The organism is Microbacterium hydrocarbonoxydans (assembly GCF_900105205.1).
Classification (GTDB): Bacteria; Actinomycetota; Actinomycetes; order Actinomycetales; family Microbacteriaceae; genus Microbacterium; species Microbacterium hydrocarbonoxydans.
Window position 1 is genome coordinate 879794 of sequence record NZ_FNSQ01000005.1, and the last position, 15046, is coordinate 894839.

Below are 15046 nucleotides of genomic sequence, written 5' to 3' on the forward strand. Positions count from 1 at the left end.
GGGTGAGTCTTTTCGAACCAGCCGTCTTCGGCGCCCTGCACCTGTCCAACCGCGTCGTCATGGCACCCCTCACCCGCACCCGTGCGGATGATGCCGGAGTCCCCACGGCGACGATGGCGGAGTACTACCGTCAGCGCGCGGGCCAGGGGCTCATCATCTCGGAGGGGACGTGGCCTGCGGCCGAGGGCAAGTCGTACTCCGGCCAGCCGGGCATCGTGACCGCGGCGCAGATCGAGGGCTGGAGGCACATCGCGGATGCTGTGCACGACGACGGCGGAACGATCGTCATGCAGCTGATGCACGGCGGACGCGTCTCGCACCCGGAGATCTCCGGCGAGCCCCGCGTCGTGGGGCCGAGCGCCCTCGCCGCCCCCGGTTCCACGCACACTCCGGTGGGCAAGCTCGACATGCCGGTGGCGCACGCGCTGACTCTCGACGAGATCCCCACCGTCGTCGAGCAGTTCGCCCAGGCGGCCCGCAATGCGATCGCCGCGGGGTTCGACGGCGTCGAGGTGCACGGCGCGAACGGCTACCTCGTGCAGGAGTTCCTGTCGCCCGCGTCGAACATCCGCGACGACCGCTACGGCGGATCGCCGGAGAACCGCGCGCGTTTCGCGATCGAGGTGACCCGTGCCGTGGCCGAGGCCGTCGGTGCCGACCGCACCGGCATCCGCCTGTCGCCCCAGCACAACATCCAGGGCGTCCTCGAGGAGGACGACGACGATGCGCTCGCGACCTACCTCGCCGTCGCCGAGGGGCTCGCCCCGCTCGGACTGGCCTTCGTCGACATCCTCAATGCCGCGCCGACGAGCGAGCTCGTGCAGCGCATCCGCCGCGCACTCGGCGCCCCGCTCATCATCAACTCCGGCTTCGGCACGCCGACCACCCGTGACGAGGCCGAGACGCTCGTGGCCGAGGGATGGGCGGATGCCGTCGCCGCAGGGCGCCCGGTCATCGCGAACCCCGACCTCGTCGAGCGCTGGCGTCAGGATGCCGAGCTCAACGACCCGCGCCCCGCGCTGTTCTACGGTCGCACCCCCGAGGGTTACACGGACTACCCGTCGTTGGAGTCGGTGCGCGCGGGAGCCTGATCGTCCGCCCTCAGGTGCCCCTGTCGGGGCGGTATATCGGGGCGTACAGTGACCGCATGATCACCGACGATCCCACCCTGACGAACCCCGACCACTACCGGACGCTGTGGGAGAACGACTTCGTCCGCGTGCTGGAGTACACCGACGAACCCGGCGACCAGACGACGCCGCACGACCACCCCAACAGCGTCATGGTCACGTTGAGCGACTTCTCGCGTCGGCTCAGCGCGGGCGATCGGGTGTTCGACACGGCACTGACGTCCGGACAGGCGGTGTGGCTCCCGGCTCAGCGGCACTCGGGGCAGAACACCGGCACGACGCCGACGCACAGCATCCTCATCGAGCTGAAGGGCGATGCGGCCGGCGAGCAGGACTCCGCAGTCCTCGGCCCGAGCGTGTGACCGAGCCCGGGTGCGACGCGTCAGCGCCGCACGCGCGCCCTGGTCTTCGCGACGCTGCTGAGGGTGGCCCGCACCGGCGTGCCGAGGTACAGGCCGAGGGATGCCCCTGAGGCCAGGCCGATCCCGATGACCACGGCGTCGACGAGGGAGCCGCCGACACCGACCACACCGCTGGCGGAGCCCGCGGCGTGGATCATCTCGAGCAGCCCCTGGAAGACCGCGACACCGGGGACGAGCGGCACGATCGCCGCCGTCGTGACCGCCACCGATGGCACATGCAGGTTGTGGGCGATCAGCATCCCGATGAAGCTCGCCAGCAGCGCCCCGATCGCGCTCGCGGCGGCGGGATGCAGCTGCAGCCCGACCATCGCTGAGTATCCGGCGATCGTGACGGCGCTCAGCAGCGCGCTCACCAGGATGATCCGGATGCCGGCGCCGTTGAAGACCGCGACGGCGATCGCGATGATGACCGCGCCGACGAACTGGTTCAGGAGCGGCCCGAACGGCGCGGGGTCGTCGGGAAGCCCCATCGTGAATCCGAGGACGCTGCCGAGTTCGAGCCCGACGAGGATGCCGATCACGACGCCGAGGGTCTGCATGGTCAGATCGAGGATGCGCCCACCGGCCGTCAGTGCGAAGCCGTCGATCGCGTCCTGCGCCGCACCGACCACGGTGAGCCCTGCGAGCATGAGGACGATGCCCGAGGCGACGATGATCGAGGGGCGGATGCCGTCGAACGGCTCGAAACCGGCCGCGCCGAGCGCCGTGACCGCGACGGCGACCACCGTGGTCACGAACCCTCCCGCGATCTGGCTGAAGAACAGCGGCACCCGGGCTCGCGCGAGGGCGGCCTGGGTGAGCGCTGCGCACAGCGCTGCGACGAAGGTGAGGGCCACGATGATGGGCGAGGCGCCGAGCATGATGCTGACGCCGACCGCGAGGAGGGCGCGCGCCACGATGACGACCGGCTGCTGGTATCGGAAGGGCACCTTCCGCAGCACCCGGAACGCGGTGCGGGCCGATTCGAGATCGAGTCCGTCGTCGATGTCGGCGACCAGCGCCTGCACCCGCTGCAGCTTGGCGTGGTCCGGTGCCGCGACGCGCACGACCCGCACCAGGGTCTCGGGCCAGACCTCCCCGCTCAGGTGGAACGAGACGGTGATCGAGTTGTACGTGACGTCGACCTGCACGTCCCGCATCCCGTAGGCCGCGCACACCCGGGTGATCGCCAGAGTGACCTCGTGCGCGGAGGCGCCGACCGCGAACATCGACTCGCCGATGCGCGTCGCGAGGTCGAGGACCCGCGGCACGGTGCGCTCGTCGATGACGGGCATCGCCTCGGTGTGGGCGACGGAGGAGGGGTCGGTGTGCAGGATCCTGCGCACCGAGGCGAGCAGTCGCCGCGGGGGGTTCGGGGACATGCCGCCGAGACTATGCGCTGGGCGGTGCGTCGACGTGACCGGAGGAGGCGCCCTCGGCGGGTTCCGGCACGAGGTACAGGCCGCTCGGCGCGCTCGCGGTGAACGCCAGTGCCTCGATCCATTCGCGGTTGATCGAGGGCTGGCGGCTGCCGCTGTACTTGAAGACGAGCGAGCTGCCCGCGTGCACCCAGACGGTGGTCCGGCCGCCGCCCACGCTCATGTCCTCACGCCACGTGAAGCCGAACGGCTCGCCGCGGCGCAGCTTCGCCGTGATCACGAGCTGCAGGTGCGTGAGCGCGCGATCCTCGATCTCGGCCTTGGTCGTTCCTTCATAGATCAGCTTGCCCACAAGGGTCTCCTCTGTTTGGCCACGGGACCCGTGCAAGCGGCGCGATCCGGGTGATCGACGGGTGGTGACTCCATCTTCCTATATTCCGGTGTGAGAGCGGAATGCTCGATCCTCAGCATCCGCCTGTCAACCCTCTGTCGTGTCGGTCCGTGCCGGGGGAGGGTGGCCACTCCACACGGTTCACGAGGAGGATGACGATGAAGGCACTCACCTGGCAGGGCACCCGCGACGTGGCGGTCGAGGAGGTTCCGGATCCGCAGATCGAGCACCCGACCGACGCGATCGTCCGCATCACGTCGTCGGCGATCTGCGGCTCCGATCTGCACCTGTACGAACTCCTGGGCCCGTTCCTCGACAAGGGCGATGTGCTCGGTCACGAGCCGATGGGCGTCGTGGTCGAGGTCGGCAGCGCCGTCAAGGATCTCGCGGTCGGCGACCGGGTCGTCGTGCCCTTCAACATCTCCTGCGGTCACTGCTTCTTCTGCCTGCGCGGACTGCAGTCGCAGTGCGAGACGACCCAGGTGAAGGAGTACGGCAGCGGCGCTGCCCTCTTCGGCTACACGAAGCTCTACGGGCAGGTGCCGGGCGGTCAGGCGGAGTACCTGCGGGTGCCGTTGGCCGACTACAACCACATCAAGGTCGCGTCCGACCTTCCGGACGAGCGCTACCTCTATCTGAGCGACATCCTGCCGACGGCCTGGCAGGGGGTCGAGTACGCGAACGTGCCGGACGGCGGCACCCTGGCCGTGATGGGTCTCGGCCCGGTCGGACAGTTCGTCGCGCGCATCGGCGCGCATCGCGGCTACCGCGTGCTCGCCGTCGATCCGGTCGCGGAGCGTCGTGAGATGGCGGCGCGGCACGGAGCGGAGGTCTTCGACCTCACGGACGACGTCGTGACCGAGCTCCGCGACCTCACCGGAGGGCGGGGAGCGGATGCCGTCGTCGACGCCGTGGGCATGGAGGCGCACGGCAACGGCGGTGCGGCGTTCGCCCAGAAGGCCGTCGGTCTGCTGCCGGATGCCGCAGCGCGCGCCCTCATGGACAAGGCGGGCATCGACCGGCTCGCCGCCCTGTACGCCTCGATCGACGTGGTCCGCCGCGGCGGCATGGTGTCGCTGAGCGGCGTGTATGCCGGAGACGCCGACATCCTGCCGATGAAGACGCTGTTCGACAAGCAGGTCGGCATCCGCATGGGCCAGTGCAACGTGAAGCGCTGGATCGATGACCTGATGCCGCTGGTGGAGGACCTCTCCGACCCGCTCGGCGTGATGGACCTCATGACGCACGACGCGCCGCTCGAGGACGCTCCCGAGCTCTATCGCACGTTCCAGCGCAAGGAGGACGGCTGCATCAAGGTCGTCCTGCGTCCTTCTGCCGTGTGAGTCAGACGGCTCCGCCCTCGGCGAGGTAGGCGAGACGGTGCAGGGTCTCCGAATTGCGCCAGCGCAGCATGGGTGTGGTGACGAGGCTCGGCACCAGCGTCGCGGGCCCCGAGACCGGCTCCTCGTCGATACGGACCATCGTGCCGCCGCCGTAGGAGCGCACTCGCAGGGTGACCCGCGCCTCGCCGATGGGCCAGCCGCGGGCGCGCATCACCATGCGGTTCGGCGGGGACCATTCCTCGACGACGGTGGTGTCGTCGAGCAGGAACGGCCATACGCCCACCGAATGATGCAGCTCGGCGCCCGGCTGCGGCCAGGTCGCGTCGACGTCGCGCATGCGCGAGGCCCCCACGACCCAGGCCGGGTACAGCCAGGCGTTGCTCAGCACCCGGAACACATCGTCGGGCCGGCAGTCCATGGTCCGCACGTTCTTCGCCATGTCGGCGCTCCTCTCTCGTCTGTGGTGATCGTGGCGGTGGGCGGCGATCCGCGTACAGGGGGTTGACGGACACCGCCCATCCGCTCCGACCATTTAGCACACGCACCCGTGATCGCGCCTCCCCCTGGAACTGCGCCGCCGCCTCTGCGAACGTCGGAGCATGGCACTCATCGACCTTCCCGTCAGGGCGGCGCACCGCCTCGCCGCACTCACCCACGACGATGCTCCGATGCTCCTCACCCGGGGCTACGACTTCGGCTCGAGGATCTGGCGCAGGGCTCGCCCCGGGGCGCGATCGGCGCCGATGCGGCTGCTCGGCAGCGATGCCGTATTCGTCCGCGGCGTCGAGGGCGTGGAGCTCTTCTACGATGCCGATCGCATCGCGCGATCGGGGGCGATGCCCTCCATCGTGCAGGAGAGTCTCTTCGGACACGGATCGGTGCACAGCCTCGACGGCGACGAGCACCGGCATCGCAAGGCCTCCTTCCTCGACGTCGCCTACGAGGACGAGCAGGTGTCGAGGCTCACGCCCTGGCTGGAGCGCGAGTGGGAGCACGAGCGTCAGGCATGGCTCGACGGCGGCACCCGCAGTGCATACGACGCGGCTGTCGGCGCGCTGGGCCGCGCGGTCATGGGATGGGCGGGCGTGCCGGGCACGCCCGCGGCGAAGACCCGGTGGTCGGCTCGGCTCGCGCAGATCGTCGACGGGTTCGGCTCCCCGTACTCTCCGGTCTACGTCGCGGCGCTCGCGAACCGGTGGTGGTCCGACCGTCACTCCGCCCGCCTGATCGAGGCGGTGCGCCAGGGCGCGCTGCGCGCGGAACCCCGCACGGCGCTCGAGGTGTGGGCGCACCACCGCGATCGCGACGGTGAGCTGCTGCCGTCGCAGGTCGCGGGTGTGGAGCTGCAGAACAGCATCCGCCCGATGATCGCGGTCGCGCGGTTCGTCGCGTTCGCGGCGAAGGAGCTGCAGGAGCGGCCGGACTGGCGCGAGCGGATCGCCGCCGAAACGGCGGAGCGGGGCGCGCTGGTCGGCGGGCCTCTCGCGACGATGTTCGCGCAGGAGATCCGTCGCACTTCGCCGTTCGTGCCGATGCTGCCGGGGTGGGCGACCGCCGACATCGAGATCGACGGCCAGCGCGTGGACGCCGGCGGGCGGGTCGTGCTCGACCTCCAGGGCACCAACACGGATGAACGGTTCTGGCCGAGGCCGCAGCGGTTCGACCCCGAGCGCTTCCGAGGTGTGGACGACTATGAGTCGCTCGCGGCGTTCGTCCCCCATGGCGGGGCCGACGTGGCGACCGGACACCGGTGCCCGGGGGAGAAGCTCGCCATCGCCGGCCTCGCCGGTGCCATCGCCGTGCTCAGCGACCCCGGGCTGCGCATCCTCGACGACGGCCTCGACGTGAATCGTCGACGGCTGCCAACCCGTCCTCGGTCCGGTGGGAAGGTGCGGTCAGCCACGGCATCCGGTCGCTGCCCGTTCCACTGATCGAGTGCTCCTGTGCGTTCTGTCAAGGGGCGCGCACGCGGATGGAGCGGCCAGGCATGCTGACCTGACCGAAGCACCGACGAAGGGAGCATCATGTCAGATCTCGAATCCACCCCGGACGACGGCCGAGCAGAATCGGATGAGACCCCGATGATCCCCGACGAGCTCGCCCCACGGCAGCAGTCGGAGGATCCGGTCCCGAACGATCCCGACCTCGCAGGTTCGTCGGACGAGGAGCGGGTCGAGGAGCGGGTCGACGACGTCTGACCCGCTCCACCAGCGGTCGGTCGTCGTAGGCGACCGGCCACGGCGCCCGCCGCACAGCTCCCCCTACCTGGTGCGGTGGGCGTCCCGCCTCGGCGGGAGGGGGCGGGCGTCAGCCTCGACCCGACGTGTCGACCCCGTCCGGCATCTCCTCGGTCGGGATGATCACGACATCCTGCACCTTCCAGTCGAGGCCGGTGATGCGTGCGGCGAGGTCTGTCGAGTCGCTGAGCGACACCTTCCCGCGGTGTGGGACGACGAACGCCTCGATGTGGAAGACCTGCCCCTGATCCCGCATCCGAACGCCTGCCTCCTTGACCCAGGGACGCGAGCGCATGGTCGAGATGACGTCGCCGGCCAGCGGATGCGGGTGCGCGCTGTCGTACGTCCTGGCGCGCTGGTCCATCAGGTCGATCACGGCGGTCTTGGTATTGCGCCAGCCGTCCCACACGATGCCGAGGGAGATCACGAGGGCAGCGGCACCGTCGAGCCACCACACTCCGGCGCCCACACCCAGCACGCCGACGATGGAGGCGACGGTGGTCTGCCAGTCCGCCTTCGCCATGTCGGCATCCGCGTAGAGCAGCTTGTTGTGCAGCACCGGGGCGAGCTTCGCCTTCGCAGGGCCGTACAAGAACACCGGGCCGACGATCACGACCGCCATCACGGCGACCATCAGCCATCCCAGCCAGATCGTCTGTCCGAACAGCTGCACGGTGCCGATCGTCGGATGCTCGCGTGCGAGGAGTCCCGTCACGGCCTCCACCGCCAGATTGAGTCCGACGGCGAGCAGGGCGACACCGGCGACGAGGTGCCCGATGCCCATGACGCGGTGGAGTCCGTACGGATGCTTCACGGAGGGCGCTCGCCGGATGAAGATCAGTGCCACGAGGAACGCGACCTGGGGGATGAGCGACAGCATGTCCTCGATCCAGGCGGTGCGCATCGCCTGGGAGTTGCCGACCACCAGCGCGATCACCGCGATGGTGACCGAGGTGTACGCGATCGTGAACCACTCCCACTTGATCGCCCGGCGGAGTGCATTCCGCTGCTCGTCCGGCAGCTCGGTGCGACCGATGCGCTGCAGGGAGGTCATCGCGAACCCACCTCTTCGTCGAGGTAGCGCTCCACCGCGCTGAGGAACGCGTTCTCGCCGAGCGGCACGAGCAGGACGATCTCGCGCCCGTCGGCGCCCTCGATCTCCGGATAGCCGCGAGTGATCCCGGCCTGGTCGATCCAGGGTGTATCGGAGGTGAACCCGCCGGCGACCAGGTCGAGGTCGCCGCGTTCGAGCATCCCGACGAGGGTCTCCTCCGATCCTTCGGTCCATTCGATCTCGGCATCGATGCTGTCGGCGAACCCCTCGACGAGGTCGGGGAGGCTGCCGGTCGGAGTGCCGCCGTCTGGGCCGCGGTCGGTGACGAGTCCTGGATCGGGCGAGACGCCGACGCGCAGTTCGCCATCGGACACGGCTTGCAGCGTTCCGTCGGGATCTGCGGGGATCGTCAGCCCTCCGCAGCCGGCCAGACCGATCACGGCGACGGCCGCGGCGGCGACGGCGGCGACGCGACGGAAGAGGGTCTTCGAGGCGTTCACGTCTCCCATCGTGGCGCGGTCGGACGTGGATCGGAAGCTGGTTGATCCTCGACGCGACTCGGAGTAAGCGGTCGGTTCGTCCTGGCGGAACGCAGCGGAGCGCCGGCTCCCGGACGACCGGCTACGGTAGGGCACATGACTCAGGCCCTCCGGACGTTCGGGCGCATCCTCGCCCGGCACTGGCCGGCGCTCATGGCCTGGTACATCGCGGGCGAGGCGCTGCATCGCGTGCTCATCGAGCTCGCAGGGTTCATCGGCGGACTCACCACCCTGGGTGGGCTCCTGCTGCTGCCGCTCGCGGTCGCCGCGCGTCTCGTCTCGTACGTCGCGATGTATCTGACTGTGCGGCCGTCGCTGCCGCACAGTCGCAGGACGGATGCCGGTGGAGTGCGCGAGTTCGGCTCCGCGACTCTGGCGGCGATCCTGCCCTTCTTCGCCTTCTACACGGCATGGGGGCTGCTCGACGCCGATCAGATCGAGTTCTACCAGATCGCGTCCGCCATCGCGCTGGCGGACTCCGGGTTCGAGCTCGATCAGGTCGGCGACCGTGGCGGCCTGATCTCGGTCGGGGCGCTGCCGGTCACGGTGCTCGTGATCGCCCTGATCGCACGGCTGCTGTTCACCCGCTTCGCCGCTCGCCTGCCACGGTGGACCGTCGTGCTCGCCGCGTACACCGAGGTTCTCTGGACCTTCATGCTCTTCACCCTCGTCGCCCGCTGGTGGAACGGCGTGCTGGACTGGTTCGCCGAGCGCCAGGCCGTGGGGTGGCTGCAGGGGATCGGCGACTGGTTCGCCGCGAACCTCGCCCCGATCGCCGTCATCTGGGAAGGAGCGACGTGGGTGTTCGGCATCCTCGTCGCCGCTCTCATCGTGCCGGCGGCCTGGCTGACGGTCGCCGGGGTGATCTTCGGCACCACGTTCGACTCCACCCCGTCGTTCGCCCGCTGGACCGGCGGCGTCGCGCGCGGCACGGCGATGAGCGTCGCCCGCACCCTGGTCATGCGCCTCGAGGGACTCGTCGCCGCCGTCACCGTCATCTGGCGCGGCGGCCCGCTGCTGTTCGGCGCGTATGCGCTGGCGTATGCGGCGTGGGGTCTCGCCGAGCAGACCGGCACCAGGGGAGCGTTGCTGCTCGTGGGGGCGCACGAGTCGTCCTTCTGGGCGGGATTCTTCCCCCTCATCACCGTGGCGGTGGCGGCCGTCGCCGAACCGCTCAGGGTCGCCATCGTGGCGACCGCATACGACGGCGTCATCGGTCGGCCGCATGCAGGGCTCGACACCCGACCCTCAGGGCTCGATGCGGAAGCGAGCGAGGTCCTGGTCGCTCCCCTCGATGTCGAGGACGAAGGGTCCCTCGGCGTCGTCGGGAAGCAGGAAGACGAGCAGGATGCGGTACGACGACGACTCGACGATGCATGAACTCTCGCCCTCGTCGTAGGGCACGTCGAGTGGCGCGCGGGCGCTGAGCCAGGTCCGCTCGGTGCTCGTCTCGGTGAGGCTCGCCTGTCCGCAGGTCTTCGCATCGAAGCCTCCGGTGGAACTCAGCCGCACGCTGAGCGTGCGCGAGCCGTCAGGGGCGTCGAACTCGTCCCACTCGACGGGTCCGAGGGTGAGCGTCTGCCCGGCGATGTCGACGCTCGACTCGGCCTCGATCACTCGATCGGTCGGACGGATGCTGGGCAGCACGTCGAGCCACACGGTCGCCCCGACCATCGCGATCCCCGCGAGGACGAGGGCGAACAGGGGCGCGCGCTGCCGCCGCCACCACGTCATGGCGTCCTCAGCTCGGGGTCGGCGAGCTCGGCGCTCGGCGTGCGGGGCAGCGAACCCAGATCGAGCGGGACGGCGATGATGTCGTCGAGCTCGGCGGTGAAGTACGACGTCGTCAGACGCAGCTCCGCCGACTCCGCGGTCACCTCCGGGGGGAGCTCGAAGGCGAGGGTTCCCTTCGTGTCGAGACCGAGGCGCAGCGGGGCGGACACCATGGTGGCCTGGGGGCGCTCGCTCGCCTGGAACACGCGATCGCCGACCACCAGGGTGGCGAGTCGGATCGCCGCGTCGACCTCCGTGCGCGGTGCGGACGCGACGACCGTCACGACGAGCCAGTTCCCTTCCGCGCTCCACTCGGCGTCGGGGACCGCGACCTCATCGGCGAAGGTCGCGTCGTCGACGGAGGCGATCAGGGCGCGGGATTCGACGGAGTCACCGACGGCCGCAGACTTCAGGATCGGGCTCACCACGGCATCGTCGTCCGGGGTGATCGCGGTGACGGCACCCGCGACGAGCACCAGCGCGCCGCCGAGGATCCACGGCAGGGTGCGCCTCACGGCGACTCCTCGGCGGGGATCAGGATGCGGGCGGAGGTCTCAGCGGCGCGCCAGGTGACGACACCGGACGAGAGGATCACCGCGCCGCGACGCACCTCGACCTCATGCACATCGAGCGTCACGACGCCGTCGGGGAAGGCATCCTCCGGCACGGTCCATGCGATCGTGACCTCGCTCGGCACGCCCGGCTGCAGGATGACCTGGCCCGCCGATCCGTCGCCGCGCCAGACGGCTGCACTGTCGACGGCGGTCGTGCCGACCAGGTCCAGGAGCGGGGCCTCGGTGTTGATGAATCCGGCCTTGGTGCGGTCGGCGGTGGTGCCGACACCGACGGGGGCGTCGGAGAGGTTCTGCATCTCGAGGGTCATCACGAGCAGCTTCTCGCCGGGCTCCGCTTCGAGGTACTCCGATTCCACCGCGTCGGTGAACTCGGCATCCTGCACTGTCACGGCGTACACCGAGGTGCGCGCCTCGCCTCCGGGGCCGAGTTCTGTCGGACTCGCCTGCGCCTGCGCGAGGCCGCCCATCGCGGCCACCACGACGACGAGGACGATGAGTCCGGCGGCGACGAACCACATCGCCCGCGGGATGTCGGCGAGCGCCTGTCTCGCGCGGAGGGCCGCTACGCGCACGACGGTGCCGCGCGTGGCGCTTTCGTGCACCGCGCCCTCGTGCGCCGTGCCTTCGTGATCCCCCGTCATACTCACGGGGTCAGCCTAGCGAGGGCACTCGCGAGGCGCCCACCACCCCGCATCCGCTCGTCCGTCCGTCCGTTCATCCATCCATCGCCGAGCCGCGATGCGTGGTCGATTCGCACCCGAGCCGGTGGGTGGTCAGTTTTGCATCCGAAAGGGCCGCTTCGGGTGCGTTTTTGACCACGGCAGAAACGGGGCGGGGTCCGCATTCATGGTTACGTCGCCGGGGCCGGTGCGTGGTCGATTTCGCACCCGAGCCGCGGTGGGTGGTCAGTTTCGCACTCGAGCCGCGGTGGGTGGTCAGTTTCGCATCCGCAAGGGCTTCCTCCGATGCGTAATTGACCACGGCAGGAACGGGGCGGGGTCCGCATCCATCCTTCCGCCACCCGAGCCGGTGCGGCGTCGATCTGGCACCGAGGCGCAGTGCGGGGTCAGTTTCGCGCCCGAGCTGCGGTGCGGGGTCAGTTTCGCGCCCGAAAGGGCCCCTTCCGATGCGTAACTGACCCCGGCAGGAGCTGGGCCGGGCGGGTGGCACGGCACGGCACGAGACGGGACGCGACGGGTCGGCACAGCGCGGCGGACTCAGCAGGTCTCGAACACGTACCCGTCGTCGGAGGGGGTGACCAGGTCGCGGTCGCGCAGCACCATCGACGCCGGCGCCTCGTCATCGGCGCACATCTCGGCGAACGATCGCGGCAGCTCGTCGGCGTACTCGATGTCGATCACCGCGTCTCCGTACACATCCGTGTATGCCGCGCATTCCCGATAGACGGAGCACTCCTCGACGACGGCGAAGTCGAATCCGGCACGCTCGCGCAGGACGGATGCCTCCTCGGCGGCGTTCTTCTGGCCTGCGGCCAGGCCCGCGTCGTGGGCGATGTCGACGAACGACGCCGCGAGCGCGAGATTGTCCTCGACGTCCAACGCGTCATCCGAGCGGGTGTAGGAGTCGAGGTTGTCGAACTCGACCGCGTCGAACCCTGAGTCCGCGCACCCCTCGATCCACGGACCCACGATCTCGGCGATGCGCTCGCGACGCTCCGGCGTCGACGTGTCGAGCAGTGCCTCGTCCGGCCAGTCCGGGTCGAACAGCGGCCCGCCGTCGCGGTGCAGCAGAAGGTCATCTGGCCAGCTGTCGAGCTCGCCCGGCTGCGTCTGGAACCCGTTCACGTAGCAGACCGAGTAGAGGCCCTCGGCGGGGTCGTCCGAGCGGTCCCGGCCCACGATGCCCACGCCGTCGGCCGGGTCGTATCCGCCGCCGAGCTGGTAATCGGGCGTCGCCCCGGCCGGCGGCAGGACGAAGGTCGACGTGGCATCCGTCTCCGTCGCGGCGCATCCGGTCAGCGCACACACCAGCAGCAGTGCCGAGACGGATGCGGCGCTCCTGCGCCTCAGCTGCCCGCCCCGTACAGTGCGGCGATCTCTTTCGAACCCATCCCTCGAGCATAGGTCTCGTGCTGCGGCCAGCCCGCCGGCGAGTCCTCCCATTCCTCCTGGCGCCCGTAAGGCAGCAGGTCGACGAGACCCTGCAGCTGGCTCATCCGCTCCGTCCCGCGTCCGCTCGTGTGCCAGGTGCGATAGACGCGGTCTCCGTCGCGGAGGAACACGTTGACCCCGAAGCCCTCGTTCGGTCCGGCATCCATGTCGGCGCCGAACGTGCTGTCGGAACTCGAGTACCACGTCATCCGATTGCCCACCCGATCGCGATAGGCGAGGGCCTCGTCGATCGGTCCGTTCGTCACGATCACGAAGCGCGCGTCGTAGTACCGCTCGAGGAAGTCGAGGCGCGTGAACTGCGACGTGAAGCCGGTGCATCCCGGGCACTGCCATTCATTGCCGTCCGTCCACATGTGGTTGTAGACGATGAGCTGCGACCGTTCGCCGAAGATCTCGGCAAGGCGCACGGGGCCGTCCGCGCCGACGAGCGTGTACTCGGGCAGCTCGACCATCGGCAGCCGTCGGCGCTGCGCCGCGATCGCGTCGAGCTCTCGCGTCGCCGCCTTCTCGCGCACGCGCAGCGCCTCGAGCTCGCGACGCCAGGTGTCGACGTCGACGACGGGCGGAAGGGGCGTCTGGGTCGTGCTCACGATGGACCTCCGGATGCTCGGGAGACGATGCCCCCAGTGTGCGCCCGGCCGCCGACATCGTCAACGCCCGCCGACACCCGTCACCCGATCGGCGACGGCGCTCCGTCCACGGCCGGAGCCTCGACCTCTTCAGCCGGATTGCGGCGGATGCCGATCCACGACACCACCCCGCCGAGGATGAGCAGGGCGGCCGTGACCCAGGCGGCGTTGTGGAATCCGCCGAGGTCGAGGGTGCCGCCGATGATGGTCGAGAGCATCGCGACGACGAGCAGACCCGCGACGCGCGAGACCGCGTTGTTCACGGCGGAGGCGATGCCGGAGCGCGACTCGTCGATGGCCCCGAGAATCGCGGAGGTGAGAGGCGCGACCGTGAGCGAGAGGCCGAGGCCCATCACGATCATGGCCGGGAGAACCTGCCACCAGTAGTCGAACGCCTCGCTGACGAACAGCAGCATCAGGGCGCCGACCGCCATGATCAGCGGGCCGACGGTCATGAAGATGCGCGGGCCGAACCGGCCGGCCCAGGAGCCGGCGCGGGAGCTGAGCAGGATCATCAGGATCGTCATCGGCAGGCTCGCGAGTCCGGCGGCGGTGGCCGTGAGTCCCGCGCCCTGCTGGAGGTAGACACCCACGACGAAACCGCTCAGCGAGAGTGCGGCGTACACGAAGAGGGTCGCGAGGTTGCCCCAGGCGAAGTCGCGCACCCGGAAGAGCGAGAGCGGCATGAGGGGCGAGGCCGACCGCTGCTGCCGCACCAGGAACCAGGCGAACATCCCGGCACCCACGATGCCGGGCAGCCAGATCGCCGGCGATGCCCAGCCCAGGTTCGGCTGCTCGATCAGGGCGAACACGACGGCGCCGAGCCCGAGCGCGCACAGCGCTCCGCTCACCCAGTCGACGCGCACGCCGCTCGGGCGCTCGCTGAGCTTCAGCCGCGAGAGCAGGACGAGCGTGACCGCGATCGGGATGACGTTGATGAGGAACACGAACCGCCACGAGAGGAAGTCGACGAACAGCCCGCCGAGCAGCGGACCGACGAGCTGGGCAGCAGTGGTGAAGGCGGTCCAGACGCCGATCGCCCTGGACTGCACGTCGGCGCGCATCGTCGCCGTGATCAGGGCGAGCGAGCTCGGTACGAGCAGGGCGCCGGCAGCTCCTTGCGCGGCGCGCGCGATGATGAGGATCAGCGGGTCGGGTGCGGCGGCGACGGCGACCGAGGCCACCCCGAACGCGATGAGTCCGATGCGCATCACGAGCACCCGGCCATAGGCATCCGACAGCGATCCGGCGAGCAGGATCAGCGCGCTGAGGGTGATCAGGTACGCATCCACCACCCACTGCTGTGTCGTGATGCCTCCGCCGAGCTCCTCGCTGATCGCGGGCAGGGCGACGGTCACGACGGTGCCGTCGAGGAATGTCACGAAGGAGGCGACGACGGCCACGGAGATGACGAGCCGCTGCAGCGGCGCGAAGCGAGAGGATGCCACACGCCGACACTACTG

At 69.9% G+C, this 15046-nt stretch carries 16 protein-coding genes; 6 read left to right on the forward strand and 10 right to left on the reverse strand.

What is annotated here, in order from left to right; all coding sequences use genetic code 11:
• Positions 1-2: 2 nt before the first annotated feature.
• Positions 3-1091 carry an alkene reductase gene (locus BLW44_RS04455; RefSeq protein WP_060926935.1) on the forward strand — a complete coding sequence of 363 codons (1089 nt, stop codon included), beginning with the start codon at positions 3-5 and terminating at the stop codon, positions 1089-1091.
• A gap of 56 nt (positions 1092-1147) precedes the next feature.
• Positions 1148-1492, forward strand: a complete 345-nt coding sequence (locus BLW44_RS04460) for a cupin domain-containing protein (protein WP_060926934.1) — start codon at positions 1148-1150, stop codon at positions 1490-1492.
• Positions 1493-1512: 20 nt separating this feature from the next.
• Here BLW44_RS04460 and BLW44_RS04465 read toward each other — a convergent pair whose 3' ends face one another.
• Both BLW44_RS04465 and BLW44_RS04470 read right to left on the reverse strand, forming a co-directional pair.
• Positions 1513-2913 carry a threonine/serine exporter family protein gene (locus tag BLW44_RS04465; RefSeq protein ID WP_060926933.1) on the reverse strand — a complete coding sequence of 467 codons (1401 nt, stop codon included), beginning with the start codon at positions 2911-2913 and terminating at the stop codon, positions 1513-1515.
• Between the two features lie 10 nt (positions 2914-2923).
• Positions 2924-3262 carry a DUF7882 family protein gene (locus BLW44_RS04470; RefSeq protein WP_060926932.1) on the reverse strand — a complete coding sequence of 113 codons (339 nt, stop codon included), beginning with the start codon at positions 3260-3262 and terminating at the stop codon, positions 2924-2926.
• A 197-nt stretch (positions 3263-3459) separates the two neighbouring features.
• Here BLW44_RS04470 and BLW44_RS04475 point away from each other — a divergent pair, with 197 nt between their 5' ends.
• The gene (locus BLW44_RS04475; protein ID WP_060926963.1) at positions 3460-4644 is read left to right on the forward strand and encodes a zinc-dependent alcohol dehydrogenase; all 1185 of its coding nucleotides are present in this window, start codon (positions 3460-3462) and stop codon (positions 4642-4644) included.
• A gap of 1 nt (position 4645) precedes the next feature.
• On the opposite strand, the gene BLW44_RS04480 is transcribed toward BLW44_RS04475, so the two are convergent.
• The gene (locus BLW44_RS04480; protein ID WP_060926931.1) at positions 4646-5083 is read right to left on the reverse strand and encodes an SRPBCC family protein; all 438 of its coding nucleotides are present in this window, start codon (positions 5081-5083) and stop codon (positions 4646-4648) included.
• 160 nt (positions 5084-5243) lie between these two features.
• Here BLW44_RS04480 and BLW44_RS04485 point away from each other — a divergent pair, with 160 nt between their 5' ends.
• Both BLW44_RS04485 and BLW44_RS17955 read left to right on the forward strand, forming a co-directional pair.
• Positions 5244-6575 (forward strand): cytochrome P450, encoded by a 1332-nt coding sequence (locus tag BLW44_RS04485; protein WP_060926930.1) that lies wholly within the window; start codon positions 5244-5246, stop codon positions 6573-6575.
• A 93-nt stretch (positions 6576-6668) separates the two neighbouring features.
• Positions 6669-6842, forward strand: a complete 174-nt coding sequence (locus tag BLW44_RS17955) for a hypothetical protein (protein ID WP_157519582.1) — start codon at positions 6669-6671, stop codon at positions 6840-6842.
• 109 nt (positions 6843-6951) lie between these two features.
• On the opposite strand, the gene BLW44_RS04490 is transcribed toward BLW44_RS17955, so the two are convergent.
• Together BLW44_RS04490 and BLW44_RS04495 are read right to left on the reverse strand one after the other, a co-directional pair.
• The gene (locus BLW44_RS04490) at positions 6952-7935 is read right to left on the reverse strand and encodes a cation efflux transmembrane domain-containing protein (protein WP_060926929.1); all 984 of its coding nucleotides are present in this window, start codon (positions 7933-7935) and stop codon (positions 6952-6954) included.
• The gene (locus tag BLW44_RS04495; RefSeq protein ID WP_245647400.1) at positions 7932-8435 is read right to left on the reverse strand and encodes a type 2 periplasmic-binding domain-containing protein; all 504 of its coding nucleotides are present in this window, start codon (positions 8433-8435) and stop codon (positions 7932-7934) included. Before BLW44_RS04495 ends, BLW44_RS04490 begins: the two co-directional genes overlap by 4 nt.
• A 135-nt stretch (positions 8436-8570) precedes the next feature.
• On the opposite strand from BLW44_RS04495, the gene BLW44_RS04500 reads away from it, so the two are divergent.
• Complete coding sequence (locus BLW44_RS04500) at positions 8571-9854, forward strand: hypothetical protein (RefSeq protein WP_060926927.1); 1284 nt, start codon at positions 8571-8573, stop codon at positions 9852-9854.
• Between the two features lie 350 nt (positions 9855-10204).
• On the opposite strand, the gene BLW44_RS04505 is transcribed toward BLW44_RS04500, so the two are convergent.
• The 5 genes from BLW44_RS04505 to BLW44_RS04525 form a co-directional block, all read right to left on the reverse strand.
• A complete protein-coding gene (locus BLW44_RS04505; protein ID WP_060926926.1) occupies positions 10205-10762 on the reverse strand; it encodes a hypothetical protein in 558 nt (185 codons plus the stop codon).
• Positions 10759-11469 (reverse strand): hypothetical protein, encoded by a 711-nt coding sequence (locus BLW44_RS04510; protein ID WP_139305239.1) that lies wholly within the window; start codon positions 11467-11469, stop codon positions 10759-10761. Before BLW44_RS04510 ends, BLW44_RS04505 begins: the two co-directional genes overlap by 4 nt.
• 570 nt (positions 11470-12039) lie before the next feature.
• Entirely contained in the window at positions 12040-12819 is a 780-nt protein-coding gene (locus BLW44_RS04515) for an endo alpha-1,4 polygalactosaminidase (RefSeq protein WP_420811380.1), read from the reverse strand.
• A gap of 29 nt (positions 12820-12848) precedes the next feature.
• Positions 12849-13547 (reverse strand): DUF899 domain-containing protein, encoded by a 699-nt coding sequence (locus BLW44_RS04520; RefSeq protein WP_174521355.1) that lies wholly within the window; start codon positions 13545-13547, stop codon positions 12849-12851.
• A gap of 77 nt (positions 13548-13624) precedes the next feature.
• Positions 13625-15031: an MFS transporter gene (locus BLW44_RS04525; RefSeq protein ID WP_060926923.1), complete on the reverse strand. Its 1407-nt coding sequence runs from the start codon at positions 15029-15031 to the stop codon at positions 13625-13627.
• Between the last annotated feature and the right edge of the window lie 15 nt (positions 15032-15046).